The 26,580-nt window shown below is 34.0% G+C and carries 28 protein-coding genes and 1 riboswitch; of the genes, 3 read left to right on the plus strand and 25 right to left on the minus strand.

Annotation, left to right across the window (positions count from 1 at the left end; translation table 11 throughout):
• Positions 1 to 64: 64 nt before the first annotated feature.
• Positions 65 to 403 carry a DUF952 domain-containing protein gene (locus DYH56_RS00985; protein WP_114640978.1) on the plus strand — a complete coding sequence of 113 codons (339 nt, stop codon included), beginning with the start codon at positions 65 to 67 and terminating at the stop codon, positions 401 to 403.
• 90 nt (positions 404 to 493) lie between these two features.
• On the opposite strand, the gene DYH56_RS00990 is transcribed toward DYH56_RS00985, so the two are convergent.
• The 11 genes from DYH56_RS00990 to DYH56_RS01040 form a co-directional block, all read right to left on the minus strand.
• On the minus strand, positions 494 to 1,627 hold the full coding sequence (locus DYH56_RS00990) for a hypothetical protein (protein ID WP_114640979.1): 1,134 nt from the start codon (positions 1,625 to 1,627) through the stop codon (positions 494 to 496).
• Positions 1,628 to 1,740: 113 nt separating this feature from the next.
• A complete protein-coding gene (locus tag DYH56_RS00995) occupies positions 1,741 to 2,190 on the minus strand; it encodes an MOSC domain-containing protein (RefSeq protein ID WP_114640980.1) in 450 nt (149 codons plus the stop codon).
• Positions 2,191 to 3,224: 1,034 nt separating this feature from the next.
• Complete coding sequence (locus tag DYH56_RS01000) at positions 3,225 to 5,108, minus strand: molybdopterin biosynthesis protein (RefSeq protein WP_114640981.1); 1,884 nt, start codon at positions 5,106 to 5,108, stop codon at positions 3,225 to 3,227.
• An 8-nt stretch (positions 5,109 to 5,116) separates the two neighbouring features.
• Positions 5,117 to 6,337 carry a molybdopterin molybdotransferase MoeA gene (locus DYH56_RS01005; RefSeq protein ID WP_114640982.1) on the minus strand — a complete coding sequence of 407 codons (1,221 nt, stop codon included), beginning with the start codon at positions 6,335 to 6,337 and terminating at the stop codon, positions 5,117 to 5,119.
• Positions 6,338 to 6,352: 15 nt separating this feature from the next.
• A complete protein-coding gene (locus DYH56_RS01010) occupies positions 6,353 to 6,961 on the minus strand; it encodes an ATP-binding cassette domain-containing protein (RefSeq protein WP_114640983.1) in 609 nt (202 codons plus the stop codon).
• Between the two features lie 2 nt (positions 6,962 to 6,963).
• Positions 6,964 to 7,659 (minus strand): ABC transporter permease, encoded by a 696-nt coding sequence (locus DYH56_RS01015; protein ID WP_114640984.1) that lies wholly within the window; start codon positions 7,657 to 7,659, stop codon positions 6,964 to 6,966.
• A 96-nt stretch (positions 7,660 to 7,755) separates the two neighbouring features.
• Entirely contained in the window at positions 7,756 to 8,694 is a 939-nt protein-coding gene (moaA, locus tag DYH56_RS01020) for a GTP 3',8-cyclase MoaA (RefSeq protein WP_114640985.1), read from the minus strand.
• Positions 8,695 to 8,704: 10 nt separating this feature from the next.
• Entirely contained in the window at positions 8,705 to 9,193 is a 489-nt protein-coding gene (locus DYH56_RS01025) for a MogA/MoaB family molybdenum cofactor biosynthesis protein (RefSeq protein WP_202922741.1), read from the minus strand.
• 209 nt (positions 9,194 to 9,402) lie between these two features.
• Positions 9,403 to 10,047, minus strand: a complete 645-nt coding sequence (locus tag DYH56_RS01030; RefSeq protein WP_114640986.1) for an HD domain-containing protein — start codon at positions 10,045 to 10,047, stop codon at positions 9,403 to 9,405.
• A gap of 160 nt (positions 10,048 to 10,207) precedes the next feature.
• Positions 10,208 to 10,873 carry a deoxyribose-phosphate aldolase gene (deoC, locus tag DYH56_RS01035; RefSeq protein WP_114640987.1) on the minus strand — a complete coding sequence of 222 codons (666 nt, stop codon included), beginning with the start codon at positions 10,871 to 10,873 and terminating at the stop codon, positions 10,208 to 10,210.
• Positions 10,874 to 11,089: 216 nt separating this feature from the next.
• Complete coding sequence (locus DYH56_RS01040; RefSeq protein WP_114640988.1) at positions 11,090 to 12,391, minus strand: thymidine phosphorylase; 1,302 nt, start codon at positions 12,389 to 12,391, stop codon at positions 11,090 to 11,092.
• A 312-nt stretch (positions 12,392 to 12,703) separates the two neighbouring features.
• Between DYH56_RS01040 and DYH56_RS01045 the strand changes: the two genes are divergently transcribed.
• Positions 12,704 to 13,360 carry a Crp/Fnr family transcriptional regulator gene (locus DYH56_RS01045; RefSeq protein WP_114640989.1) on the plus strand — a complete coding sequence of 219 codons (657 nt, stop codon included), beginning with the start codon at positions 12,704 to 12,706 and terminating at the stop codon, positions 13,358 to 13,360.
• Between the two features lie 71 nt (positions 13,361 to 13,431).
• Here DYH56_RS01045 and DYH56_RS01050 read toward each other — a convergent pair whose 3' ends face one another.
• The 3 genes from DYH56_RS01050 to DYH56_RS01060 form a co-directional block, all read right to left on the minus strand.
• Positions 13,432 to 13,896 (minus strand): MarR family transcriptional regulator, encoded by a 465-nt coding sequence (locus tag DYH56_RS01050; protein ID WP_114640990.1) that lies wholly within the window; start codon positions 13,894 to 13,896, stop codon positions 13,432 to 13,434.
• 37 nt (positions 13,897 to 13,933) lie between these two features.
• Positions 13,934 to 14,485 (minus strand): cyclase family protein, encoded by a 552-nt coding sequence (locus DYH56_RS01055; protein WP_114640991.1) that lies wholly within the window; start codon positions 14,483 to 14,485, stop codon positions 13,934 to 13,936.
• A gap of 106 nt (positions 14,486 to 14,591) precedes the next feature.
• Positions 14,592 to 15,599 carry a BMP family lipoprotein gene (locus DYH56_RS01060; protein ID WP_114640992.1) on the minus strand — a complete coding sequence of 336 codons (1,008 nt, stop codon included), beginning with the start codon at positions 15,597 to 15,599 and terminating at the stop codon, positions 14,592 to 14,594.
• An 84-nt stretch (positions 15,600 to 15,683) separates the two neighbouring features.
• Positions 15,684 to 15,780, minus strand: a riboswitch (purine riboswitch).
• A 182-nt stretch (positions 15,781 to 15,962) separates the two neighbouring features.
• On the opposite strand from DYH56_RS01060, the gene DYH56_RS01065 reads away from it, so the two are divergent.
• Complete coding sequence (locus tag DYH56_RS01065) at positions 15,963 to 16,646, plus strand: Crp/Fnr family transcriptional regulator (protein ID WP_114640993.1); 684 nt, start codon at positions 15,963 to 15,965, stop codon at positions 16,644 to 16,646.
• 440 nt (positions 16,647 to 17,086) lie between these two features.
• Here DYH56_RS01065 and DYH56_RS01070 read toward each other — a convergent pair whose 3' ends face one another.
• The 11 genes from DYH56_RS01070 to DYH56_RS01115 all read right to left on the minus strand — a co-directional run bounded on the left by DYH56_RS01070 (position 17,087) and on the right by DYH56_RS01115 (position 26,326).
• Positions 17,087 to 17,497, minus strand: coding sequence for a hypothetical protein (locus tag DYH56_RS01070; protein ID WP_114640994.1), 411 nt, complete (start codon positions 17,495 to 17,497; stop codon positions 17,087 to 17,089).
• Between the two features lie 116 nt (positions 17,498 to 17,613).
• The gene (locus DYH56_RS01075; RefSeq protein WP_114640995.1) at positions 17,614 to 18,570 is read right to left on the minus strand and encodes a PGN_0703 family putative restriction endonuclease; all 957 of its coding nucleotides are present in this window, start codon (positions 18,568 to 18,570) and stop codon (positions 17,614 to 17,616) included.
• A gap of 50 nt (positions 18,571 to 18,620) precedes the next feature.
• Entirely contained in the window at positions 18,621 to 19,220 is a 600-nt protein-coding gene (locus tag DYH56_RS01080) for a hypothetical protein (protein WP_114640996.1), read from the minus strand.
• A gap of 34 nt (positions 19,221 to 19,254) precedes the next feature.
• Positions 19,255 to 19,407 carry a hypothetical protein gene (locus tag DYH56_RS15805; RefSeq protein ID WP_158539002.1) on the minus strand — a complete coding sequence of 51 codons (153 nt, stop codon included), beginning with the start codon at positions 19,405 to 19,407 and terminating at the stop codon, positions 19,255 to 19,257.
• 154 nt (positions 19,408 to 19,561) lie between these two features.
• Positions 19,562 to 19,876, minus strand: coding sequence for a DUF6693 family protein (locus DYH56_RS01085; RefSeq protein WP_114640997.1), 315 nt, complete (start codon positions 19,874 to 19,876; stop codon positions 19,562 to 19,564).
• A 142-nt stretch (positions 19,877 to 20,018) separates the two neighbouring features.
• Positions 20,019 to 21,746: a phospho-sugar mutase gene (locus tag DYH56_RS01090; RefSeq protein ID WP_114640998.1), complete on the minus strand. Its 1,728-nt coding sequence runs from the start codon at positions 21,744 to 21,746 to the stop codon at positions 20,019 to 20,021.
• Positions 21,747 to 22,114: 368 nt separating this feature from the next.
• The gene (locus tag DYH56_RS01095; protein WP_158539007.1) at positions 22,115 to 22,663 is read right to left on the minus strand and encodes an IMPACT family protein; all 549 of its coding nucleotides are present in this window, start codon (positions 22,661 to 22,663) and stop codon (positions 22,115 to 22,117) included.
• Between the two features lie 20 nt (positions 22,664 to 22,683).
• Positions 22,684 to 23,310, minus strand: a complete 627-nt coding sequence (locus tag DYH56_RS01100; protein ID WP_114641000.1) for a trimeric intracellular cation channel family protein — start codon at positions 23,308 to 23,310, stop codon at positions 22,684 to 22,686.
• Positions 23,311 to 23,450: 140 nt separating this feature from the next.
• Complete coding sequence (locus DYH56_RS01105; RefSeq protein ID WP_114641001.1) at positions 23,451 to 24,197, minus strand: site-2 protease family protein; 747 nt, start codon at positions 24,195 to 24,197, stop codon at positions 23,451 to 23,453.
• 35 nt (positions 24,198 to 24,232) lie between these two features.
• Positions 24,233 to 25,885 (minus strand): ComEC/Rec2 family competence protein, encoded by a 1,653-nt coding sequence (locus tag DYH56_RS01110; RefSeq protein WP_114641002.1) that lies wholly within the window; start codon positions 25,883 to 25,885, stop codon positions 24,233 to 24,235.
• An 84-nt stretch (positions 25,886 to 25,969) separates the two neighbouring features.
• The gene (locus DYH56_RS01115; protein ID WP_114641003.1) at positions 25,970 to 26,326 is read right to left on the minus strand and encodes a DUF805 domain-containing protein; all 357 of its coding nucleotides are present in this window, start codon (positions 26,324 to 26,326) and stop codon (positions 25,970 to 25,972) included.
• Positions 26,327 to 26,580: the final 254 nt, after the last annotated feature.

A 26,580-nucleotide genomic window follows, 5' to 3' on the forward strand; every position in this document is an offset into this window, starting at 1 on the left:
AATTAAACATAGCTTTATAGGTTTATGCTATACTACACTTATCAACTAAAAGCGGAGGTTCAAAATGATATTTCATATAGTAGATAAAGATTATTGGCTCAGTCAAGTTTCTAGTGGTGAATATCTCACAAGCTGTCTGGATTCAGAGGGCTTTATTCATTGCTCTGATCTCCATAAAGTTACCCATGTGGCAAACCAAATATATAAAGGTGTTAAGAATTTAATACTACTCTGTATTGATGAAGATAAGGTTCATGCTGAAGTTAAATGGGAAGACCTTTACAATCTAAATTATGACTATCCACATATTTATGGCGTGCTAAACATAGAAGCAGTAATCTCAATTCATGAATTCGAACCTAATGAGAAAGGCTGTTTTAGTATTCCAAATGATCTAATATAACTGATTCCCCAATATGGGGAGACACGTCCTTATATCTTAACTCTAGCTATAGGATACCTTTACATTAGTGGCAATCACCTCTATATATTATTATAATTCATCAAACTCAGATAAATCCATTTCTTTCCTATTTTTCCAGTCACAAACTAATCCACCTTTAAAAGATTCTCCAATATACTCATTGGTAATCCTAATTATAGCCGGTAGTTCATTATAAAAACTAACAACGCCATAAATGTTATTGTCTTTTGCAATTATCATTGAGTAATGAGATTTTTCAGGTGTTTTTTCTATTATTTCAATAACATTATTTAAAATATCTTTCTCTTTAATAATAAACTGATCAATGTTTGTACAATTTAGGATACTCTCCCTAATTGAATTGAATATTCTATTTAAAACAAATTCATGTCCCTTTAGGTAAGCAAGAGTGTTAAAAGCCGTTTTTAAATATAAAAAATGCATATCTACAGATTCTAAGTCAATTTGATAAGTATATTTATGATTTTTTTTACCTAAATTCAAAATTTTCTTAGTTCCTTTAACATTTTTTTTAATTTCCTCAAGCAATGCTGTAATAAGAACAAGAGCTAAAAAATCCATATTAATTCTTTTATGGGAAGTTGCTGCAAACCACTTGTTATTGTTAATTCCAATATTGATAAAATGTTTTTTAGTTGAATATGGCATCTCTACCATAATGTAACTTCTTTTTTTATCCAACAAGAAAACTAAGAGCTTTAATTGAAAACTAAGTATATCTTCCTTGCTACGATTAATATTAAAAAACGTAGGTAAACAGGAATTCTCAGCGTCATTGAAGTCAATATATATTTGAGGAATTATATGTGATTCTCCAGCGAATATAAATCCAAGCTGATAGGAATCGTTTGGTATCTCGCCCTCTTTTAAAACTCGTACCATTGGGGATTTTATTTTTTTTACATTTAACGATCCTCTTTTTCCTGGACCAAAATTATTTCTATTGATTGAAATAAATGAATTTCTCATTATATTCATCTCTAGAGGAGAAAATTTTTCATTCACTTTATCAGACACATATCCATTTGGTAACGTACGTATTCCACCAAGTCCAGCAGGAATAATATGCTCTTTTTTTACATATGTAAAATTTTCACTATCATTATTAATATAAATACAGTGTTTAATAACAATCCCTCCATTTATAAATAAAAATGTATTTTTTCTACTATTATTCTGCAAAGTCGACTTTACCTAACTTTTTTATATATACTTAAAATTTTCGTTTATACTTTCAAATTTGAAAACATAGATGAAATCATGGCTTCATATTATAATATTTTTCCACCAGTATCTTAATCTTCTACAACTTCTATTAGATCGCCCTCTTTTATCTCTCCACCCTTTAAGATCTTAGTGAATATCCCCTCTCTGGGCATAACGCAGTCTCCCACTAATTTTCTGATCTCACATCCTACATGACAATTTTTTCCTATTTGGGTTACCTCCTGGAGGGTTTCACCAATTTTTAACTTTGTTCCAACCGGTATTTCATATAAAACCATTCCTTCTGTTGTCAGATTTTCGGCAAATTTTCCTGTACAGAACCCCACCCCGTCTAAATTCTTTAATTTTTTTATACTGGAATTATCCAACAGGCTGACCTGTCTATGCCAGTTACCGGCATGGGCATCTCCTACCAAACCATGATCTACCTTAAACACTCCAGTTTTTATAGGTTGTTTAACCACACCCTTTGTTTCACTTATATTTATTGCAAGTATCTTTCCTTTTATACTACCCATGATCTTCTCCTTATTTTTTATAATTATCTAATTTATGTTTAATTTTTTTTGACACAGATTTTTAAATTCTTTTTTTCTTGGCTAGAACCTTTCTTTTCTACCGCGAATTACGCTAAAAAAAATTCGTACTCGTCATTCGGGAAAATTGAAGGTTCTAAGGGTGTCACCCTTAACGGACTCTATTTACTTTTTATCTGAAAAAGAAATAGAGGAAAGAAAAGCAGACTTTTTCTAAATGATGTTATAGGGGTAAGTCAGAGATGATTTTCGTCTTTTTACTGTGACAGTCCTCGCTTCACTGTGGAACTTATTCTGCTGGACGACTAAGTCAGATATTTATTGTGAAGCTAGGTAACATCTAGAAAAAGAAATGAAATTCAAGAATAAAAAAACAAAAACTCTTTCTGACTTTAAATTTTGAAGTTTATAGTCGTTACGCTTCGGCAGTACTGTTTCTACAATGACGATTGTGACTTACTATACAAAGACATTTATAAACCTTCTTGAACTTTTTCGTTAATTTTTCTTTCAAGAGAAAAAGTATCCCGTATCAAAGGCGGAACCTTTGGAACTTAATCTTTTGTCACAGATTACACAGATTTTGGAACCTTTTTACACGGAGACTCACCGAGGTGAGGTTAGAGATACACTGAGGTTTTTCTCTGGGTAACTCTTCTTTCCTCTGGGTTCTCCGTGTCCAATTTTTTTCTTTTAAATTCTTTTTCTGGATGTTATCCTGCTTCCCAGTATAACCTTTGCGAGTTTCGTCGTGCCCATCATGCCCCGATAGATAAGACCCTCTCTCCCCCTTCAGGTACTCTCTCCCTCGTAGGGAGAAAGAACTATAACTGTCCTTGCTTTGGTTTCTCCCGATTCACGAGTACAAAAAATATACTTTTAATAAAAATATTTTTTTCGATGTGAAGGGAGAGACCTAAGAGGAAGAGGGTAATAAGAACTTTCAACTTCGAAGTTTATAGTCGTTACACTTTGTTTCCTCTTTACAGAAAGAGGAAACATCGAAAGAAGGAGTTCTAAGAAATCTCAACTATCTCCCCTGGATTCTCCAACTTATATCCCGGTATATTATCTATCTCTTTAGAAAATTCTTCCGATTTTAAATATTCAATAAACTTTAAAACTCTTTCATCTTCCAAACTGTCCTTTAAAACTGCAAAATCATAGTCCTCATAATCTACTAAAATAAAATCAAGATCCAATATATCTGCTGCAGATTTCACCCCTAAAGCCAGGTCACAGGTTGAAGATTTCACCGACATTGCTGCCGCCATATGGGTTACAGCTTCCCTTTCATAACCCTGGATATCGTTATTATCTATACCTAATTTTTCCAGATTATAGTCCAGAAGGATACGGGTTCCTGCCCCCCTCTGCCTGTTCATAAATGTCAGATCAGCCCGGATCAGATCCTCTATTCCCCTTATATTTTTGGGGTTTCCTTTGGGTACCATGAGTCCCTGTTCCCTCTTTATCCCTTTTATCAAGGCCGCATCCCCAGAAGGGAAATATTTATTTAAAACACCTGTATTGTATGTTCCGCTTTTACTATCCAGTATATGGATAGGAGCTATGGTGGTTTCCTTTTTCTTTAATGCCAATACCCCACCAAAACTACCCACATGGGATAACGACAATTTTATTCTATCGGAAATCCTGTCCATTATGGGATCATTGCTTCCAATCACTACTATGGATTTTTTTATAGCTGATAACGGCTTGAGTAATTTTATCTCTACCTCTTCCCCTATATCGTGCCCCTCGTTATTTCTCGATATTACAAGGATTCCATCGGCTTTCACCAGACTCATGCTGACTCCTGCCCCTCTGTCCAGAGGAGTAGCAACTAATTTACCTCCTACATAACCTAAAGTCATACGGACAAACTCCTTATGTTTCAAGGAGGAATATATCCGCTTGGATAAGCTGGCTTTTACTATGTCAGCCTTTTCATCATCTCTGCATAACATCTTCTCCAGGAGTGATTTTACAAACTCCTGGTAGACAAAATATGCCGATACGGGGTATCCCGGTATTCCTATTACGGGTTTGTCCTCAATAAATCCTAAGATAGTAGGTTTTCCCGGTTTGATGGCTATACCGTGAATTATAACTTCTCCCAACTCTTCTATGAGAGATTTTGTATAATCATGGGTTCCTGCTGACGACCCTGCATTGATAATCACTATATCATTTTTCCCTACTGCATCCAGTATATTTTTCTTCAGCAGTTCCCTTTCATCCCGGACAGGTGAATATCTGTACGGCTCCCCACCGGATACGGTAATCATTGCCTCAAACATCCTGGAGTTGGAATCTATGATGTCTCCTACCTTTAAATTCCTGTAGTCTTCTACGATCTCGCTCCCCGTCGGGATAATTGCAACTTTCGGCTTTTTAACCACCTCTATCTCAAATATCCCCCCGGCAAATAAAGCTCCTATATCCTCCGGCCTGATCTCGTGAAATGACGGCAGGATCATATCGTTTTTTATTATATCTTCCCCTACATTTCTGATATGCTGGTAGGGATACGCTGATTTTATTATCCTGACATCTCCATTTTCTGCTTCCACTACTTCCTCTATCATGATGACTGCATCAAACTCGGGATTGACAGGATTTCCTGTATTTACATAGAGAAAATCTTTATCTTTTTTTAATGTTACAGGATTGGTTTCGCTGGCCGTTTCCGTGTCTTTAGACCTGACTAATATCCCGTCCATAGCTGAAGCATTAAAATTAGGAGATGATACATTGGCAAACACAGGGGACGATGTTACCCTTCCCAGAGATTTTTCCGTGGGAATGGTTTCTTTTTTACTGTATTTTTCTATCCTGTTAAAAAACAGGGGTTTAGTTTCTTCCAAGCTGATATTATCTATAAATGTATTCCTCATTCTGCCTCCTAAAATCTATATACCCTTACCCTGCTTCCTTTTTCTAAGCCCTCTATATTACTCCCCAGTACGATATATCCGTTGGATTTAGTCATAAGAGTTATCATCCCTGATTTCCCGAAAATAGGATTAATAATTATCTCATTGTTTTCAACAGTTTTATTTATCATCTGATATGTTGTCCGTCCGGGGGTAGAGTGAAGGTTATGGGATAAAACCCCATAGTAATAATCATCACTATCCCCGCAAAAATATAAACTTTCAATAAGTTTTTTTACGACAATATTAAAAACAACCATGGAGGAGATGGGATGACCGGGCAGACCAAAGATAAGTTTATCGTTGGATCTCCCGATAATAGTAGGTTTCCCGGGTTTTATAGAGATCCCGTGAACAAAGACTTCCCCCCCGTCCAATTCCGAGATAACCCTGCTGGTATAATCGTAGTTCCCGGCAGAACTTCCCCCTGAAATGAGCACTATATCGGATCTTTTGGTTGATTTCCTCACCTCTTCCAATATAGTTTCGAAATTATCTTTAACTATTTTTTTCTCTACCACGACTCCAAATTTCTGAATAGCCAGGGAAAGGGTATAGGAGTTTATATCCCTGATTTTTCCCATCCTATACTCCTCATCCTCTCCTATAATCTCGTCTCCTGTGGAAATTATAGAAAACCTGAATTTTTTAAATACCGGAAGTTCGTATATCCCTAAAGATGCCAAAACTCCTACATTTTCAGGGGTTATAACAGCCCCTTTTTTCAGGATAATATCGCCTTCCCTTACATCTTCTCCCATAACCATTATATTTTCAAAACTGCTTACCGGTTTATGAACCAGCAGAGTATCTTCCAGTATCTCGCAAAACTCTATCATAATCATGGAATCTGCACCCTCTGGGATCATGGCACCTGTGGGGACATATACAGCTTCCCCCCTTTCCAGTTTTTTAGAACTATCTTCCCCCATCAAAACCTCACCTTTTATGGTGAAAAATGCCGGGATCCCCTGGGAAGCTCCCAGGGATTCCCTGGATTTTATGGCATATCCATCCACTGTTGACCTGTTAAATTCAGGAACATTCAGGTCAGCTGCAATGTTTTCACACAGTACCCTGCCCAGGGAATCTTCCAGTTTACACATCTCTTTTTTTCCTTTAAGGGATGGTATCTTTTTTAAAATTAATTCTTCTATCTCATCTATATCGGTTACCTTTAGAAAGTTCATATTTTGACTCCTCTTTTATTCCACCCCTAATTTTTCCAGGACTATTTTTTCTCCCTTTAAATTCTCAAAAAAACTATGATCGTGAGTTACAACAATTATAGTAGTGCCTCCCTGGTTGTATTTTTTCAAAATATCTATAAGTTCCAGCTTAGCCCCTTTATCCAGATTTGCTGTAGGTTCATCCAACATCAATAGTTTTGGGGAAAAGGAAAGTGCTCTTACAATTGCAACCTTCTGGGTTTCCCCGCTTGAGAGTTTAGAAGCTTCCTTATTTTTTAATGCCTTTAAATTAAAGATCTCCAAAAGATCTTCCATACGCTTCTCTATATTTACTCTTTTTCTGATCTTCAGCGGGTATGCGATGTTTTTATAGACATCTCCTTTTAGCATATACGGGTTTGCATCCACCAATGAAATCTCTTCTTCTGAAAAAGAGTCATCTATCCTGCCCTGATAATCCCTGTCTATCTTGGCTAGAATATTTAATAAGGTGGATTTCCCTGCTCCATTTTCCCCTAGCAAATAACTGATTCCGCCATTTCTAAAAGTAAGTTCCGGAATATTTAAAATACCCTTCCTATTAAAACTTTTTTTTAAATTTTTAATCTTAATATCTTTCCCCATAACTAGTTATCCACCTCGATCTTATGAACATATATGAAGTTATTAATTAAAAATGTAATTCCTAATAATATTATCCCCAAGGCTATTCCTGTAGAATAATCCCCCATTGAATTTAACATGGATATAGACGTTGTCATCACCCTGGTGGATCCTTTGAGGTTTCCTCCTACAATCATCACTGCCCCTACCTCTGTTATTGCACGGGAAAAACAGGTGATAACTATTATCAGCAATTCATCTTTTAATTCAAACAGGATTAAGAATAATCTGTCTTTTCTTCCTCCGCCCAGTATTTTCCCCACCCTGTTTATTTTTCGTGCCTTGGACCGGCTCAGTGTATAGGTCAGGCTCAGGCACAGAGGCAGGATCAAAAATGACTGGGCTATTACAATGGCTGTAGGAGTGTATAGCAGTTGTAAAAAACCAAATATTGAGTTCCTGGATAAGACCAAAGCTATCAATAATCCTACTACTACCGATGGGACCCCCATCAAAGAGAATATTGTTCTGGCGAAGAACACTTCTCCTTTAAATTTTTTCAGCCCCAACTTTAATCCTAGGGGTATGAAAATCACTGAAATTATCAGTGTTGAGATAAAGGCAACTCCTACCGAGAGAAAGATAACTTCATACAGCTCCTTATTGAAAGATATTATCAGTTGAAATGCCTTTATAAATCCATTTAATATATAATCCATATTTTTTCCTTTTTAAGTTTACTTCACAATAACAGTCTATTCTTTTTACTTTAAACTTATCTATCATTTTAATTTTTTTTAAAATGTATATCCCACTTATCCGCCTATACTTACCATATTTTTTTTTATATATTTTTTTTCATTCAACCTGTGTTCCTTTGGTTTTTCTCCCATAATTTTTTTTAAAGTCCCCAGGGGATCCTTTTCTTCTAAAACTTCTAATAAGTTGTACTCTGTATCCGAATGCAGACACAGCTTTAACTTCCCTTCAGAAGTTATCCTTATCCTGTTACAGGAAGAACAAAATTTATTTGAATTAGGTGATATAAATCCGACTTCTCCCTTTGAGTCCGGTATTTTGTAAATTTTAGCTACATTTTCTCCCCTATAAAATTTCAATTCCCTGTATTTGTTTATAACCTCTTCTGCTGAATAATATTTATCTTTCCCCCACTCTATATTATCTCCCATTGTCATCAATTCAATGAATCTTACCTGGATTTTTCTATCTTTGGTAAGTTTTATAAACTCTCCTATTTCCTCGCTGTTAAAGCCGTTGATCAAAACACAATTTATCTTTATGGGAACCATGTCCAGTTCTTCTAATTTATCTATAGCCGATAAAATTTTATTTAAACCATCTACCCCTGTTATACCTTTAAATTTATCCCTCTTAAATGTATCCAGGCTTAAGTTTACTCTGGCTAATCCGGCTTTTTTCAGCTCCTCTAATTTCTCCGATAATAACAGCCCGTTACTGGTCATGGTAATCTCTTCTATCCCATCTATCTCCTTTATTCCACGGACTATTTCCACTAAATCTCTTCTTAACAGCGGTTCCCCCCCTGTTAACCTGATCTTTTTTATTCCCATTTTTGAAAATAATTTTACTAAATTAATAATCTGCTGCTGTGACATAGTTTTTTCAAAACAATGTATATTATCCTGGGGGCTGCAATACTTACATTTAAAATTGCAGCTATCTGTCAATGAAATTCTTAAGTAGTCTATATCTCTGCTGTATGAGTCTAACATATTTCCCCCTCTACTTTCTGGCACAGTCTCCTGTTTGTTTTAATAAAATTTCCAGACCGTGATGTACCGGTTCTAATATATATTCTAATATTTCCCTTACCGCTTTAGGGCTTCCAGGGAGATTGATGATCAGCGTATTCTTCCTGATTCCTGCAACGCCTCTGGACAGCATCCCACGATTGGTAATCTTCAAACTAAATGCTCTCATAGCTTCCGGTATTCCCGGTGTCAGCCTTTCTATTACTTTCAGGGTTGCTTCCGGCGTTACATCCCTTGGAGAAAATCCCGTTCCCCCTGTAGTTAGAATTAAGTCTACATCTCCTCTTTCAGTTATTTCCAGAAGTTTCCCCGCTATAATATCTTCTTCATCTGGAATGAGATCTGTTACAATAACTTCATATCCAAATTCTTCCACACACTCTATAATGACTTTTGTACTCAGGTCTTCCCTCTCACCTTTGGATCCCTTGTCACTCATACAAATTATTCCAACTCTCATAATTTCACCTCTTATCGTCAATAATAGTACATTCCATCTTACTTATATCAAGAATAATATACCTCATTTTTATATAAATCAAGTTTTTTCCTAAATTGTATAATTAAATACCAAAAAAAAGATCCATAGATACCCTCATATAGTGTAATTACCACCAGACAGGAGTATCTATGGATCATAATATTTTAACCGGCATAAAGATAAGTTCTTTATTTTTCCCCATTCCACTCTGAGTGAAAATTTTCCAAAAATTCTTCCATTACCCTGTGCCTATTCTGGGCTTTTTTATATCCTGTTTTAGTATTCATCCTGTCTTTTAACAGGAGCAGTTTTTCATAAAAATGACTTATTGTATCCCCCTTATCTTTTATATGGAGGTTACAATCCGGGTCATACATAACTCTTTTTTTATATCCGCCATATGCAAAAGTTCTGCCTATCCCTATGGCTCCTATGGCATCTAACCTGTCTGCATCCTGCACTATCTCGCCCTCGACAGTTTCCATCTTGTGTTTATTTTTCCCCCCCTTAAAGGAGATATTGTTGGCTACATAAACTACATGATCTATTATTTTTTTTTCCACTTCTAACTCCATTAAAAATTCACTTATGATCTCTCTTCTGTCCTCATCGGTGTGCCCGAATTTATGATCTGCTATATCATGCAGGAGAGCCCCTAACTCCACCACAAAGATATCTATCTTACCCTCATAAAGTTCCTTCTCCTTCTTAGCTATATCCAGTGCATTGTTGTAAACTCTTACAATATGCCACCAATCATGGCCCGATCCTTCCCCTTCTAATTTTTTCTTTACAAATTCTTTAGTTTTTTCTATGATTAATTTTCGATTCATCCTCAACACTCCTTCCATTAATTTGTTTATATTTTTATTTTAGCATATTTATTTGATTCCCATAAAAAATAGTTCCAATCAAAAAAGAATACTGTAAACAGTATTCTTTTTATTTTATTTTATTCCTGCCTTATAATTATAAAATTAAATTAAAAACAGTTTAGTATTCCCCTTCTTTGGCTTTTCCTGTACTCACTAAGCTGACACCAGAAGATGTCCCTAATCTAGTTACTCCCATCTCAATATATCTCATGGCAGTCTCTATATCTCTTACTCCTCCAGCGGCCTTTATCTGAGCTTTATCCCCTACTACTTCCTTCATAAGAGCTACGTCTTCAAATGTAGATCCCCCTGTTCCAAATCCTGTAGAAGTTTTTACAAAGTCTGCTCCTGCACTGACAGAGAGCTCACAAGCTTTTCTTTTTTCTGCATCTGTCAGGTAGCAGTTTTCATGGATAACTTTTAATACATGAGTTCCCATAGCTTCCTTTATCTCTCTGATCTCAGTTTCCACCTCATCAAATTTACCATCTTTTAAGAATCCAACATTGAGTACCATGTCGATCTCATCTGCCCCGTCTTCGATACATTTTTTAGTTTCGAACACCTTTGCGTCTTTAGACATAGCTCCCAAAGGGAATCCTATTACTGCTGCAATTTTTACATCCGATCCCTCTAACTCTTTCTTAGCTAAAGGTACATACGATCCATTTACACATACTGAAAAAAAGTTATATTCACGGGCTTCCTTACATAATTTGATTATATCTGCCTCTGTAGTCGTTGCCTTTAACACTGTATGGTCTATATACTTGTTTATTTCCATGATTTTATTCCTCCATTTTTTTGTTTTTGGCTTTACACAAATCAAAATATCTGACACAGATTACACTAATTTTTAGAACTCTCTGTTCTCCCTCTTTATGGCATCGTAAAATTCATTTTTACTAAAAGTAAATTTTCGTACTCGCCAATCGAGGGAGGTGTCCGAATGGACGGTAGGAGTTCCTCGTGTTAATTCGTGACTTAATCTTATTAGTTATTATCCTATCATATCTAATATTGTTGGTATTTTTTCTACTTTTTCCTCAGAGAATACAAAGGCACCCCTTAAAGTTTCTAAGATCTCATCTCTCATGTTATTTTGATGGTATAGAGTTAACAGAGCTTCTCCTGCCTCAAACTGGTCTCCTACCTTCTTATGCATTATCAGTCCAACTGAATGATCGATTATATCATCCTTTGTAGCCCTTCCAGCTCCAAGCATCATAGCAGCCTTACCTATTTTTTCAGCATCAATATGTTTTATATATCCCCTTTCATCCACATTGAATTCAAAAGTTTCAGCAGCTATATTAAGCAGTGAATAGTCGTCACAGATATCAGGATTTCCACCGCTGCCTTTTATGAATTTTTTCAGCATCTTAAGAGCTTCTCCATTTTCTATAACTTCTTTTACCCTTCCGATCCCCTCTTCCAATGTTTTTACATCACCTTTTAAGATAAGTGCCTGTGCTCCCAATACTTCCACCAGATAAGTGAAGTCCTCAGGTCCATTCCCCTTTAAAGTTTCCACAGCTTCCACTATTTCAAGTGAGTTCCCCACAGCATTCCCCAATGGTTCATCCATATTAGTCAGCATGCATACAATATTCCTGTCAAATGCCTTCCCCAGGTCATACATTGTCTGGGCTAATTTACGTGCTTCAGTCAGGTCCTTCATAAATGCCCCGGATCCTACCTTTACATCTAAAATTATTGCATCTGCATGAACTGCCAATTTTTTACTCATTATAGAACTGGCAATAAGCGGAATACTTGATACAGTAGCTGTAACATCCCTGAGTGCATAAAGTTTTTTATCCAAAGGAACTATTGTATCTGCCTGCCCCATGAGTCCCGTTCCTGTTTCATTTACTATTTTTATCAATTCTTCTTTTGAATTGCTGAATTTAAACCCTTTGATCGACTCAAATTTATCTATAGTTCCACCAGTGTGACCCAGTCCTTTACCGGATAATTTTGCCGTTCCCATTCCCAGGGCACCAAATATAGGAGCTAAGGCGATAGTTGTCTTATCTCCTACCCCTCCTGTAGAATGTTTATCTATCAAAAACTTCTCCACGCCAGGAAAATCTATTGTTTCTCCTGAATCTATCATAGTTCCCGTGAATACTTTCAATTCCTCTGTAGTCATCCCATTAAAATAAACAGCCATTAAAAAAGATGCAATTTGATAATCAGGTACTTCTCCTGCCTGGTAATTTTCCAATAAAAATCTTATCTCCTCATCGGTTAAAATTTCTTTTTCCCTTTTCTTTTGGATAATGTCAACTATTCTCATTTTTAGCCTCCCCATATAATACAGCTATACCTATAATATTATAACTTATATTTTCTTTTTTTCCTCTTTAATCATTATTATTAATGAACGTTCGCGATGGTGCATGCATTAAAAACCTTAGAGTTTGCCCGCCTCCGGCGGGCAAACAGCTATAATTTTTCTTTGAAATCATCAAAATACTTTATTTAAAATAGAATTTTAAATAAAATAAGAATTACATTTTAATATTATTATTTTGATTTTCTTCTTAAAATATGATATAAAATTTTATGAGTTAATTATAGGACAGGTGGCAGAAATGGAGGAGAATGGATGAAAAGCAGTCTGATTATAGAAAAATTTATCGATACATATAAATTGAACAACCTGTTTTCTAAGGAAAATATCAATTTATTTAATTTAAAAAAATACTCCAAGGGAGAAAATATCCTCAACGCCAAAGATGAAGTAAAACACATCTATTTTATTGTGTCCGGGGGTGTTGATATCCACTCTTTTTTAGCCAGCGGCAGGGGTATCTTCATAAATAAATTATCCCCACCGGAAATATTTGGAGATGTGGAATATCTAGGAGAAACTTCCATGTTATTTGATGTAATTGCCAACTCTAACAACACCCTTATTATGAGTATCTCATTTAAGGCTATTGAAACGCATTTAAAGGACAACTCCCAGTTGTGGAGATTTTTAGGTGTGGCTTCTACCCGAAAATTATTAAAAACAAACAGTGCCATCCTCCTGAAGGAGGGGTTTAACCTAAAAAATATCTTAGCCCTTCATCTGGTTGAAAATGACCACCTTATAAATTTCAAATCTTTAAATGAGCTGTCCAAAGAATTGAATGTCAGTTATCGTAATCTGACCAGGATCATAAAGTTTTTTACAGATTCAGGAATAATAAAAAAAGACCGGAAGAGTATCACCACTCTGGATGAGAAGGCCATAAAAAAATATGCTAAAGAGATATAAAAAAGCAAGGTGAGGTTACATCCAGATAAAAAAACTAGGGATTTTTCAAAATTCCTATTTTTTTTATCTTTTTAATCTCTTAGTTTTTCCATCTCATTTTGCAGATGATTATTTGATCTTTCCAGAAACTTTAAGACTATTTTCTGCTCTTCCCCGGTAAAGGTTGAATAAAAACCCATCTCCCTGTCTTTCGCTGCTTTATGGGTCTTTTCATGGTCTAAATAAACTTCCATTCCCTTTGAAGTTAATCTAAAATATACCTCTTTTTTATTTCCCTCTTCTTTAAAACTAGTTATAAACTCTTTTTTTATTAATTTTCTTGTAATCTTTGTTATTCCGCCTCTGGTCATCTTCATTGTATTTGCCAGCAAAGTAACATTTGGAGATTCCAGCTTTTCAATATTATCTATACAGTGGATCTCCGACAAGGATAGATCCCAGCTCTTATTTTTATTGGACATATGGTTGTATACTTCTGCTTTTTCTAGAAATTCAGATATTTTTTCAAATATAAGTTCTTCTATAATTTTTTTCATATTTCTCCCTCCGTTCTATAATCTAAAGTTCATAAAACTACCCGAAAACTTCTATTTCTACCGGAATAGCCGTAGCTCCCTCTTTCTGATCCCATTCTAATTTCAATTGAATTATATCAGAAATTTTATCCAGATTAGTCATATTTTCAATTACATAGGTTCCTTTGGACTCTGTATATTCATCTATCTTTCGATGATCCTTCCCATGCTGGATCCCATGGAGATCTATTCCTATAAATTTTACTCCTCTGTCTATGAGGGAATCCACTGCTTCATCTGTCAGAAATGGAGCATCTTTAAAATTCAAATATTTCTCCGTCCCATAACCGAATTTTTCCATGAAACCAGTTCTAAAAATAATAAAATCTCCTTTTTCAACTTCAATTTTTTTTACTCTTTCATAGCCTATGAGATCCAAACCTCTGACATCAACCACCACTCCCCTGCACAGTCTTAAAGACAGATCCAAATCAGAATAATTGTATACATCTATATGGGTTCCTACATGTCTAGCCTGATGTTCATCCTGCTTTTCGGCCCACTCTCTAAGTTTTTCCGGCATATCAAAAGTTTTTAAATTTAAGTTCATATCTCTGCCTCCTTTTTGTTTATAAGGAAACAATAACTCGTTTTTGTTTCTTTGTCAACAATAATTTTTATAATAAAAAATCCTCCAAATTTGGAGGATTTTAAACTTATTTTATTTCAATCTTTCCCGAGATAAGATCTTTCTTTATTTGTTCTAATTTACCTAAATTTTCCTCTCCGATAACTTCTTTAGAAAATTCAAAGTCAGTAGTTCCCATTCCATTTTCTTTTAATCCTAAAACAAGTGTTCCAGCTGTAAAGTTTCCGGCTAATCCCTCTGAAGCTGCATCAAATACAGATACGTCCACTCTTTTTAAGATTGAAGTTAGGATTTTCCCTTTTACTTCTCCATCCTGGTTTGAATCTACACCGATCCCATATAAATCTTCCCTGCCTTTTATAGCTTCCATAACTCCTCTACCAGATCCACCTGCTACTGTAAAAATAACATCCACACCGTTTTCTGCCATTGATATAGCCAATTCCTTTGCTCTGGCAGGGTCATTGAACGGGTTGCTTCCACCAACATATATATCCTTTACTTCAACATTTGGATTCATATAAAGAGCTCCCTGCTCATAACCCTCATAAAAACTCTTTATTACCGGGGCGTCTACCGCTCCTATAAATCCCAATGAATTATTTTTGGTTACCATTTGTCCTAAAGCTCCTGCTAAGAAAGAACCTTCTTTTTGATTAAAGATTATAGATTTTACATTTGGCAGATTTACAACTGAATCTATAATTACAAAATTACTTTCCGGGTATTCTTTTGCTACCTTTTCAATACCTTTTTCAGCATCAAAACTCACACCGATTATAAGGTCATAATTTGCTTCTGCAAATTCAGTTAAAAATTGATCAAATTCTGAAAGAGTTGTAGGCTCTACATATTTAATTTTTACACCTAATTCTTTTTCCGCTTTCAAAAGACCTTTATAAGCTGAATCACTGAAAGATTTATCTCCTAACCCGCCTAAACCAAGTACTATTCCTACTTTATAATCAACTTTTTTTACACCTGCATTTCCGGCATTGGCAGAATCCTCTTTTTTCCCGCAAGCAGTCAATAAAATCAAGCTTAAACCCATTAAAAATAATATTATTCTTTTCATTTTTTTATTCCTCCTAATTTTTAAACAACATCAACAATATCTTATTTATATATGTAAAAACTAAAAACAGCTTACCAAAAAGTAAACTGCTCGCAATTTACTCATAGTGGCTAATTTAGGTTAGCCGTAGAAACTTTTGTCCATATCACAAATTTATATGAGTTGATTTATTTTTTTATGGTAATATGATAGTATAATACCAACAATAAAAATAGGTCTTATGTCCTTTTTTAGGGTATAATAATAAAAAAGCACAACTTTGCCTTTCTATTAAATATTAACCAACAACTAAAAATTAACGTGGATAAAACTTAGGCAAAAATTTACAAAACCTTAAACAATAAAAAAACAGAGGTGGAATCTATGAAAATCATCAATAGTCCCAATTTATTAAAAAAATATATTGAATTGTACAATATCAGCTCCATTTTTTCAAATAACCTTGAAAAATATATGTCCCTCTACCAATTTAAAAAAAATGAACATCTTTTTACCTCCTCTGAAAAGGTAAATTATTTCTACCTATTGGTTGCCGGGGGAACGAAAATCGTTTTAAATTTGGAGAATGGAAAATCCCTCCTAATTGATTACAGTAAACCCTTGGAGATGTTAGGAGAGATGGAAATAATAAACAACCCATATTCAAAATACGATATTATTGCTACTGAGGACACTACTGTAATAGGTATCAGTATGAGTGTTTTTTCAAAATTAATTGCCGATGATCCAATATTCTGGAAATACCTGTATAGCTCTACCCTAAATAAATTACAGGCTACAGTTAATTCCAATATTATCTCCTCCTCCTATAGTTTTGAGCATGTTTTAGCCAACTATCTCATCAACCATGCTGTGGAAAAAGGAGATGAAATCTTGATAGAATCTACCAGTTTTAACGACCTGTCCCAACTTTTAGGTACCAGTTACAGGCACCTCAACAGAGTCTTGAAAAAATTCATCGAGCAGGGGCTGATAAAAAAAGACAAGAGAAGGATAGTTATCACAGATTATGAAAAATTAAGCGAGTATTATATAGAACTATATTAAAACATAAAGAGGCACAACCCGTTTTGGGTCAGCCTCTTTTGTTTACCTCAATATAGTCATTCCATAAAAACTTATTTTCTTGATGCTGACTAAAGACTTTGTCACGAATTACACGAATTTTAAAAAATTTATTTTATCCTTTAAACTGAAGTTTATAGTCGTTACACTTCCGCTGTAGTGTTTCTACAATGACGATTGTGACCTACTCCACTAAGACAATTTATAAACTTCTAGCACTTTTTGGTTACTTTTTCTTGCTACAGAGAAAAAGTGACTCGTATTAAGGACGAAACCCTTAGAACTTTTATTTACTCTTCTTTTTTATGGTTTCTCTTCAAAAAAGAAACCGAAGTAGTAATAATTAGAGTCAAGTTTAAATACTCTTTGTGAGCTCTATTTTTTCTTCGTGTATGGTGCCCATTTATTAGCTAAAAGCAAGACTACATATTTTTTATATCGTGCTTCATATTTATAATGTCTGCTTTAATAGCAGGAACTATCTCTTTCCAGATGATCTTCTTTTCCGCTGCAAAATCTTTTTTCATCCTGTTAATTTTTTCAAATAGTGATAAATAGATCTCTCTAACTTTTTTATTTCTAAGGTCTGTTCTGTATACCTTATCAAACTCTATCAGGATATTGTCTACACACCCTTCATTTACAAATTTTTCCCCATCAAAACTGGTCTTAAATAACATCAACATGAATTTATAACCAATTTTATCCTTATCTAATTTACAATATTTTAAAGTATAGATATCTCCTCCTGCAATAACATTTGAAATAAATCTTCCATCTATATGATCGGCTACCTTTTCCTTTATCTTTAATACATGATTTTCATTTTCCATTGTCTTTCAACTCCTAAATATTTTTTATATTACATTTTACCATATGATCCATTAAAAATTTATAAAATTAAAAACCTCCTGTGAAATAGATTACTCTAAATGCAGGAGGCTATATTTTATTTGAAATCCAAATAGATTTTTTGAAATCTTTCATAATGATCTTTTAACTTTTTATTCTGGTATTTTTCTGATATTTTCAAGATACTTTGATTGACATCCTCCCAATAATACAGATTGATTTTATTAAAATATTCTATTTTTATATTTTTTCTAAATTTTATGAATTCTTTGTATTGAGTATCATTTCTTTTTGAAATAATACAATTCATAGTTCCTATATTTTCTTTTTTAACTATCACATTGTTTTTTAATTCAAAAAATGTATTATATAAATTTCTAACCAACTGATAATTTTTTAAAAAAAACTCATAATCAACAGTATCTTCATTAAATAATTCAATCACTTTATCGTATTGAACTTTTGTATTAGTCATATTTAAGTTATGCTTCTCATTAGGAATTCCAAACCATTTTGATTCATATTTTGATTCATTCTTTACTTTTCCAAAACTATTTTCTGTATATTTTATCTCAAATAAATGCTGTATCCCTTTATTTTCCGTTAAAAGACAATCTACTTCTGTTTGGCTTTCTCCACCTCCAGAATCATTCATAGAAACTTCTAGTTTTAGACTTACTATATCTTTAATCCCAAAAATAAATTCACACATGTCTTTTTCGTTTTTTTCTATTTTAATTGGTAAAAAAAAGTTTATAGCCATACTTTGAGATGAATTTAAATGTTTTTGAAAATTGTGTAGTTTTATTTTTTCACTTTTTATCAATTCTAAAATTTCTTTTCTATAGGTGTCAAAATAAACAATTTCACTATATTTATTATCATTAAAACCCACACACAGCTTATCCGATAATATATAATCATATTTTTCCCCATTATAAATTATAAATTCTTTTAATTTTTCTTCCTGTATTGAAGTTACACCTAAATTTAATTTCGTGCTAAATTCACCTAAATGATTTTTAACTTTTTTATTAAATTCACCGGATTTCATCCTATCAACTCCTAATATTTTATTTTTAACATACTATAAATTATAAAAAGCTATATCCCTTTTAAAATTTTACCTATTTCACTTCTATTTTCGTCTATATGTACGGCTATTTCCAAAAGACCATCTTTTATTTTTTTTATTACTTCTTTTCTTTTACCTTCATCTTGCAATTTATAAAAATTTTTATTTTCATATTGAAAATCTGTATCACAGTATTTATATAAATTTGTTGCTCCACTGGACGTTTTTAATGATAAAGTGGTTAATTTTTTTAACAACTCCTCTTCAATATTTTTCAAACCAACCTCTTGTACGTCTTTATCAAATATTTGAAAGAATAAATAAAAATCTTCATCTGCTTTTGCATTTGCTACTCCTATACTCAAAACATTTTCATTAAAATAATCCTCATAAACATAATACATTTCTAATGGTGACCATTTATTGTTTCTCGCATTTTTTATTTTATTCACTTCTGATACCCCTTGATCATTATCTAATGAAAACCCATATTCCCCTATACTTCCTCCTATCTCTTCTTTTAATTCATTCCAAAATTTAAACTCTATCTCGGCTTTTGCTTCTGGGATTGATTTACTTAATTCCTCAACTATCTTTAAATTATTATTTTTTAATAAAAATTCTTTCATTATTTCCTCCTTTTCTGGCTCAGAATATATATATTTAGTATTCTTTTTTATATTGAGCTGTCGTTTCTCTCACACTAGGTATAATACTTAATTTTTCTATACTTTCCTCTATAAATTTTAGAATTTTTTCTTCAAATAATATCTTTTCATAATTTAAATCTTCGCTGTCCAAGGTTAAATAATACAATTTATCTTAATATATCATTAAAATTTTCCTACTTCCTTTCCCCTATGAATATTAGGAATTCACTTTTAGTTTTAGTTTCAAAAGTAAAATATACTTAGTATACTAAAAAAGGGTAATCCATAAATCACCCTTTCTTCTGATTATATTATTCTCTTTATGCTATTTCTATACTATTCGTAACACGTTTTCCTAAGCTGAATATGAAGAATATACCTGCTATTCCAAATGTTATTATACTAAATATTGTCCATAACACGAGATATACACAATCTCCTCCTACATTTAGATTAGAACTCATTCGTCTTTCGATACCGTTTTCTACCAGTATACTTCTATTAATTAAATATTTTGAAAAACTCAAAATAAAAAATGGTGCTGCTAATCCAAAAGTTATAATCAGTAATAAAAACCACCCCAATAAAAACAACAAACTTTCTCCAAACGTTAAATTACATTTTATTTTCCCCACAAAATCTCTCCTTTTTTTAAGTTTAATTTTTCGTATTTTAAGCATACATTAAGTTTCAATAAAATAAAAATTAAAAAAAATTAATATTTTAAAAAAAGAAAATCCTCAGATTCTCTTTCTTAAATTATATTATTTTATTAAACTATAATCCCTCTACAAATTCTTTGAATTCCACCATAGATCTGTCTAGTTTCTTTTCCACCTCTGCCTTGCTGTCTGATTTTACAGCGAAATAATATTTTATTTTCGGCTCAGTTCCAGATGGCCTGGCTGTGATATATGTTCCGTCAGCTAAAACAAATTGAAGCACATTGGATTTCGGCAGGTCTAATTTAACCTCTGTACAAGCCGTCTTATCGCACTCTGTCTGTAATTCAAAATCTCTTACTGTGACTATGTCCTGCCCCAATAGTTGTGCAGGAGTATTTTCTCTTAGAGTTTTCATGATATTGGTGATTTGTTCTGCTCCATCTTTTCCACTCATAGTTATTGCAGTGATTCCCTCTTTATACCAGCCATATTTTTCGTACATCTTATCTAATTCTGCCGGAATATCTGTTCCAATAGACTCATAATAAGCTGCCATCTCGGATAAGATCATAGTAGTCACAATGGCATCTTTATCTCTGGCATGGGTACCTATCAGGTATCCATAAGATTCTTCAAATCCAAAGACATAACTTCCGTCTAAGACCCCATCTTCGAATTGCTTTATTTTTTCCCCTATGAATTTAAACCCCGTCAATGTTCTATACATCTTTACCCCATGAGCTTTTGCCACTGCATCAAGCATAGGAGTAGAAACCACTGTGGAAATTACTGCACCATTGGAAGGGATATCCTTTTTAAATTCCAAGATATATTCCATCAACAATAACCCTACCTGGTTTCCATTTGGATATGACCAATCACCTTTTTTATCCTTTACTGCTATTCCCAGTCTGTCTGCATCTGGATCATTTGCCATAACAATGGATGAACCTTTTTCATCTGCTAACTCAATTCCTAATTTAAACACTGCCGGATCCTCAGGGTTTGCATACCCCACTGTAGGAAATGTTCCATCTGGCATCTCCTGACTGGATACTGTGTACACAGATTTAAATCCACATTCATCCAATACTCTTTGTACAGGCACCCTCCCTGTTCCATGGAGCGGGGTATATACTATCTTATAATCTGCTTTATTTGGAATATCTGTTATAATCTGTTCCTTCTTTACAGCCTCCATATATTTATCATCTAAATCTTTTCCTACTATGATCAATAATCCACGGGATTTAGCTTCCTCTTCAGAGATAAGTTTAATCTCTCCTAAATCTTTGACATTTTTAACACCATTTACTATCCCGCTGGCATGAGGTTCTACACATTGAGCTCCGTCATTCCAATAAACTTTATATCCATTGTATTCTACCGGATTATGGGATGCAGTTACTACTACACCTGCCTGGGTTCCCAATTCTCTCACTGCAAATGATAATTCCGGAGTAGATCGAAGTGATTCAAATAAATATGCAGGAATTCCATTGGCAGCTAATACCAAAGCTGTATTCAATGAATATTCTACCGATCCTATCCTGCAGTCATAAGCTATTACAACACCTTTTTTTCTTACAGCTTCTGCATCTACTTCTAACAGGTAGTTTGCAAATCCTTGAGTCGCTTTCCTTATCATATATTTATTCATTCTATTGATTCCGTTTCCCCTGACTCCCCTCAATCCCCCTGTACCAAATGCTAATTCAGTATAGAACCTTTCCTCTATCTCCTTTTCATCTCCCTTTATAGAAGCTAATTCTTCCCTGTCCTCTCTATCTATATATGGTGAATTTAACCACACTTCATATTCCTTCATATAATCTTTCATAGTTTCCCTCCAATTTTTATTTCTCGCTTCTTAGTAGATAATACTTTTTTTCCGTCTTTTTTTCAAGTAAGATTTTTGAGTTAAATCTACTTCTCCACCTTTTTTTTCCTGTTAATCTACAGAAATCTTAATTCATAGAACACGGATCTCTGTCGAGATACACAGAAAATCTCTGATTCACACTGATAATTACGTTTTCTTGGTTTAAACCCCAAAAATAAAAATCTGTGATTATCTCCATCCTATCCGTGTATGTATCCATACATCCGCGTTCTATTTCTTTTTTTCTCTGTGTGACTTTATCTTCCCTCAGTGCAGCCCTGTGTCCAAGTTATTAGCCTAAAAAAAAAAGGTTGAATAATTCAACCTTAATTTTCTATCAATACAATTCCCCTTACTTCCTTTAGTTTTGCAAGTGTACCTTCTGAAACTCTTCCCCTGTAGAGAATTTGTTCCCCGTATTCCTTGAAAAACTCCTCTTCATCCTCCAGCAATTTGTCTATCTGAACAGACCTGTCATAAGAAAATTCCATTACCACATTTATTTTGGGATTCCATTCCACTATCTGGGCTTCTTCCACAGCTAATTTTGCAGTTTTAGCATAATTTCGAATAAGTCCTCCGGCTCCTAATTTTATCCCGCCAAAATATCTGGTAGCTACTACCACTAAATTATCCAACCCCAGTATATTTAAAATCTCTCCCATAGGTTTCCCTGCTGTTCCACTGGGTTCCCCATCGTCATCTACCTTATAGTATTCCTGACCTTTTTCTAAGACCTTATATGCACTGCAATTATGTCTCGCATCGGGATGTTTTAATTTTATCATCTTTATAAATTCCTCTGCCTCATCCTTTGTAAAAATAGGCTTTATATATCCTATAAATTTAGACTTTTTGATCTCAAATTCTATCATACTTTCATTTTTTATTGTTTTCAAATCTTAATCTCCCTAAATTTGCCAGGTAAGTTTAATTTATATTTAATAGCTACCATCCTTATGGCGAATAGAAGTAAAAATATTGTATAAGCTAAACTTTCCCTCTCTAAAATCTTCTCCTTGGCTAAAAACCAATATAAAAATCCTCCTGCTGCACATAGGGCAGCATACAGGTCTTCCTTCAATATAAATGGGATTTCAGAAACCAGCATATCTCTGATCACTCCTCCGCCTACACCAGTCAGGGTAGCCATTACAGCTGTAGAAAATGGCCCTAAATTAGCGTTCACACCTTTTTCTGCTCCAATTATGGCAAAGGCAGCCAATCCTAATGCGTCAGATATCATTACAAGTCTTGAAATTCTCCTGCTGCCTTCTAATTTATTGTGTAAAAAAAAGTAACTGATCAGTGCTGTAACCACAGCTAAGTATGCATCCCTTTCATTGAGAAGTGATACCGGAATTTTATTTAGGAGCATATCCCTTATGATTCCACCACCTACTGCAGTTATTACGCCCAGTACAATCACACCAAAAATATCTAACCTGTATTTCAATCCCTTTAACATCCCGGATATTGCAAAAGCTACAACACCTATATAATTTGTAATCTCGAAAAACATCTTCCCTTTACACTCCTAATCTTTTCTCTTTTATTATTTTTTATTTTATTTTTGACGCTAAATTTTATTTAATTGGCGTATTCGTGGTTAATCTCCTGGTCTTTAATTATCCATTGTACATTTGGGATTCCAATTATTAGTTATCCCTGCCTTATATACATATTTAAAATATTCACTAAAAAACCAAACATTGGATCGATTATCTTCCATAGTATCCCCAGGTAACTTAGGGCAATTATTATAAAAAATCCATATCTGTCTAAGTTCTCGACCATATCTTTTATCACATCTCCTCCCAGACTCCATAAGATCTTAGATCCATCCAAAGGCGGGATAGGCAGGATGTTAAATATCCCTAAAACTAAATTTATCCTGATCAAATAACCTATTGCCATATGAACTATATCATTGCTCATATATAACTCCGGGAAAAATTTAATTATCGTAGCACCTACAAAGGCCAGGGTAAAATTCACTACCACTCCGGCTATAGACACCATGAAAACACTGAGTTCCCCTCTTCTAAAGTTTCGATAGTCTACAGGGACAGGTTTTGCCCACCCTATGACAAAGGATGACCCCATCAAGATAAGTCCGATGGGTAACAACATACCTAAAGGATCTATGTGTTTTATAGGGTTTAGTGTCAAACGTCCCATGACTTTAGCTGTGGAATCTCCATTTAGATAAGCCACCACTCCATGAGCTAATTCATGCAATATGATAGATATCATGAGGACTCCTATCATAATAAGGATCGTTGGTGTTTTTATCAAACGCCCCATCAGAAATACCAACAATAAAACTGCCAAAGTTCCGTAGATAACCTTGGTAGACCTGGGCATATCTCTATTTTCATATTTAAAATTTTCAAAAAAATCTCTCATCTTACCTCCTATTTCCGTTATTATGACACAGAGATTTACTTTCTCTCTGTGACTTTCTTTATCCTTCCTTTTTCATTTATAAAAAATTCATCTCCTACCTTTATCCTTTGCCCTTTCTCAAGTACAGTAGTTTCTGCGCCGGGGTAGGCTTCCTTTAACTCATTATTTTCCATTCCATAGGAGGTCACTATATAATCTAATCTATTTATCCCGCTGTCTTTTAGCAGGAGGATCTCCCTCCTCTCTGGTCTCCTATTCAAAAATAATACCTCATTGGGAGTGCTTCTATAATTCATCCATTTCAAATCTAATTTTTCTATCCTTTGAGGCGGTACTAGAAATATCAACGGTATTATCCCTAAAACTATATACCAGTATTTTCTTATTTTTTCCCTTTCAAATAGGATAAATAATAATATTAGAACATATAGGAAGATATATAATAATAAAGAGATTTTAACATAAAATGCCAAAGTTAAAAAGGGAATTTTAGAAAATATATCTATTATTAAACTCAAGAGTTTATAGAGGTAATATCCAAGGGGCATCAAGATCTTCCCCAGACCTATAAAAGATAATAAAAGGGCTATAAATAAGACCTGAACTGTGACCGTGCCCAGTGGAATCACTATTAAATTTGGTATAAAAGAAAACAAGGGTAAAACTCTAAAATAATATAAAAATATCGGTATCAGGATAAGCTGGATGGAAAAGCTTAATATAAGAAAATCTATAAGTTTTATTTTTTTTAGTTTTTTAGGAATAAATCTTTTTATCTCCCCTTGGATTTTAGGGTATAAAAATAAGATTCCTGCTAAAGCCAGGTAGGACATCTGGTAGGAGATACTCCTAATGGCATAGGGGTTGATAAAACCAGAAACCATAAAAGCCAGCATCAATGCTTTCTTCATCTCCCTTTCCTCATAAAAGATCTTAGCACCTAAATATAGTACTCCCATGATATATGCCCGGAGGACAGAGGGAGTAAACCCTACCCCATAACAATAGGCCGTGAGGATGATTCCGGCCATTGCATATCTGATCTGATAGGGTAATTTTTTTAACAGAACCAGTATGGAAAATATTATTATTCCTATATGCAGCCCTGATATTACAAGGATATGGGAGGTTCCTGTATAGTTAAACTTTTCCCTGACCTCTTGAGATATCCCGTCTTTCCTGCCCAGCAGAACTGCTGCAACAAAATTTTGAAATTCATAGGGAAAGGCGGAGACTAATTTTTCTACCCTGTTATTTAAAAGATCTTTAATTGGAGTTTCTATCTTTTCATCTTTCAAAACCACCAATTCTATCCTGGCATCCTCTATTTTATTTATTCTTCCCAGAACATTATAAGAACCATCCTCTAAAAACTTATCCAAAACAGGATAATAACTGATTTTCAAATGTTTTCCGTCGGTTTTTATTATCTTGGCATTGTCTGAAACCACATCCATCTGAAATTCATAAGTTTTATTTACTCCAAGTTTATCCATGGTTTTCAAACTGTAATTCACATACAAAAATATCGTTATCCCGCTTAACACCAAGGTTAAGATCCTGTCTTTTCTTTTAAAGTAAACTGCCAGGATAAACAAAAGGGAACAAAGTAATCCTTCCCTCCCTCCAAAAAGATTGACCATAGATATAAATATTGCATTTAGGAAAAATATCATATTTATATCCATAAGATCACTCCCTGTTCTAATATTTTACTTGATACAGCTCTAGTTATTCCCAAAGTCAGTTACCAGATGCAGTTCATTGTATAATTAAAACCTTGTTTGCCGTAAACTTTCTCCATATTGATTTCTGCCAGCCTCTCCCTCATTAACCATTAAGACCAGAAACCATATCCAGCCTATCAACGGAATCAATATCACCAGCTGCATCCATCCGCTCTTTCCTATGTCATGCAGCCTTCTTATGGTAACTGCAATTCCCGGGATAAATATAAACAATGAATATATCCCTGAAAGAACTTCATTTCCAGGGGAAATTAGTTGGTCTATTGTAAGCAATGCCATACTTATTGCAAAATTTACCAATACAAACATCCAGTATTCCCTTCTGTCGGATCTGCCGTCAAAATCCTTCCACTGCCTCAATACTTTTAAATAATAATTCATCTGCTCTCCTCCTTTATTAGTTTTGCCTATAATTTACTAAAAATACCTTATTTTCCTTTTCACATCACCCCTATTTTTTTTAAAATTTATAAATCGATCTTTAATAATCTATCTTTCATAGCGTTACAGAACTTTAAAAAAACTTTTACAGCTATTTCGCTGAAGTCTAATAATTTTTTTGTCACGAATAGCACGAATCTTATAAACATTTTTTGACACAGATTTACGCAGATAAAAACTGATTTCCACAGATT

This window comes from Psychrilyobacter piezotolerans (assembly GCF_003391055.1).
GTDB lineage: Bacteria > Fusobacteriota > Fusobacteriia > Fusobacteriales > Fusobacteriaceae > Psychrilyobacter > Psychrilyobacter piezotolerans.

Excerpts from the sequence above, each read along its gene's own strand:
- DYH56_RS01115 (WP_114641003.1), bottom strand. The coding sequence starts at position 26,326 with ATGAATTATTATTTAAAAGTATTGAGGCAGTGGAAGGATTTTGACGGC.
- deoC (WP_114640987.1), bottom strand. The coding sequence starts at position 10,873 with ATGGAAATAAACAAGTATATAGACCATACAGTGTTAAAGGCAACGACT.
- DYH56_RS01040 (WP_114640988.1), bottom strand. The coding sequence starts at position 12,391 with ATGAGAATAGTTGACATTATCCAAAAGAAAAGGGAAAAAGAAATTTTA.
- DYH56_RS01060 (WP_114640992.1), bottom strand. The coding sequence starts at position 15,599 with ATGAAAAGAATAATATTATTTTTAATGGGTTTAAGCTTGATTTTATTG.
- DYH56_RS01080 (WP_114640996.1), bottom strand. The coding sequence starts at position 19,220 with ATGAAAGAATTTTTATTAAAAAATAATAATTTAAAGATAGTTGAGGAA.
- DYH56_RS01050 (WP_114640990.1), bottom strand. The coding sequence starts at position 13,896 with ATGAAAAAAATTATAGAAGAACTTATATTTGAAAAAATATCTGAATTT.
- DYH56_RS01010 (WP_114640983.1), bottom strand. The coding sequence starts at position 6,961 with ATGGGGAAAGATATTAAGATTAAAAATTTAAAAAAAAGTTTTAATAGG.
- DYH56_RS01070 (WP_114640994.1), bottom strand. The coding sequence starts at position 17,497 with ATGGAAAATGAAAATCATGTATTAAAGATAAAGGAAAAGGTAGCCGAT.
- DYH56_RS01000 (WP_114640981.1), bottom strand. The coding sequence starts at position 5,108 with ATGAGGAATACATTTATAGATAATATCAGCTTGGAAGAAACTAAACCC.
- moaA (WP_114640985.1), bottom strand. The coding sequence starts at position 8,694 with ATGTTAGACTCATACAGCAGAGATATAGACTACTTAAGAATTTCATTG.
- DYH56_RS01110 (WP_114641002.1), bottom strand. The coding sequence starts at position 25,885 with ATGGATATAAATATGATATTTTTCCTAAATGCAATATTTATATCTATG.
- DYH56_RS01065 (WP_114640993.1), top strand. The coding sequence starts at position 15,963 with ATGAAAATCATCAATAGTCCCAATTTATTAAAAAAATATATTGAATTG.
- DYH56_RS01100 (WP_114641000.1), bottom strand. The coding sequence starts at position 23,310 with ATGTTTTTCGAGATTACAAATTATATAGGTGTTGTAGCTTTTGCAATA.
- DYH56_RS01075 (WP_114640995.1), bottom strand. The coding sequence starts at position 18,570 with ATGAAATCCGGTGAATTTAATAAAAAAGTTAAAAATCATTTAGGTGAA.
- DYH56_RS01045 (WP_114640989.1), top strand. The coding sequence starts at position 12,704 with ATGAAAAGCAGTCTGATTATAGAAAAATTTATCGATACATATAAATTG.
- DYH56_RS00985 (WP_114640978.1), top strand. The coding sequence starts at position 65 with ATGATATTTCATATAGTAGATAAAGATTATTGGCTCAGTCAAGTTTCT.
- DYH56_RS01015 (WP_114640984.1), bottom strand. The coding sequence starts at position 7,659 with ATGGATTATATATTAAATGGATTTATAAAGGCATTTCAACTGATAATA.
- DYH56_RS01095 (WP_158539007.1), bottom strand. The coding sequence starts at position 22,663 with ATGATAGAATTTGAGATCAAAAAGTCTAAATTTATAGGATATATAAAG.
- DYH56_RS00995 (WP_114640980.1), bottom strand. The coding sequence starts at position 2,190 with ATGGGTAGTATAAAAGGAAAGATACTTGCAATAAATATAAGTGAAACA.
- DYH56_RS01090 (WP_114640998.1), bottom strand. The coding sequence starts at position 21,746 with ATGAAAGATTATATGAAGGAATATGAAGTGTGGTTAAATTCACCATAT.
- DYH56_RS01005 (WP_114640982.1), bottom strand. The coding sequence starts at position 6,337 with ATGAACTTTCTAAAGGTAACCGATATAGATGAGATAGAAGAATTAATT.
- DYH56_RS01030 (WP_114640986.1), bottom strand. The coding sequence starts at position 10,047 with ATGAATCGAAAATTAATCATAGAAAAAACTAAAGAATTTGTAAAGAAA.
- DYH56_RS01105 (WP_114641001.1), bottom strand. The coding sequence starts at position 24,197 with ATGAGAGATTTTTTTGAAAATTTTAAATATGAAAATAGAGATATGCCC.
- DYH56_RS01025 (WP_202922741.1), bottom strand. The coding sequence starts at position 9,193 with ATGAGAGTTGGAATAATTTGTATGAGTGACAAGGGATCCAAAGGTGAG.
- DYH56_RS01055 (WP_114640991.1), bottom strand. The coding sequence starts at position 14,485 with ATGAACTTAAATTTAAAAACTTTTGATATGCCGGAAAAACTTAGAGAG.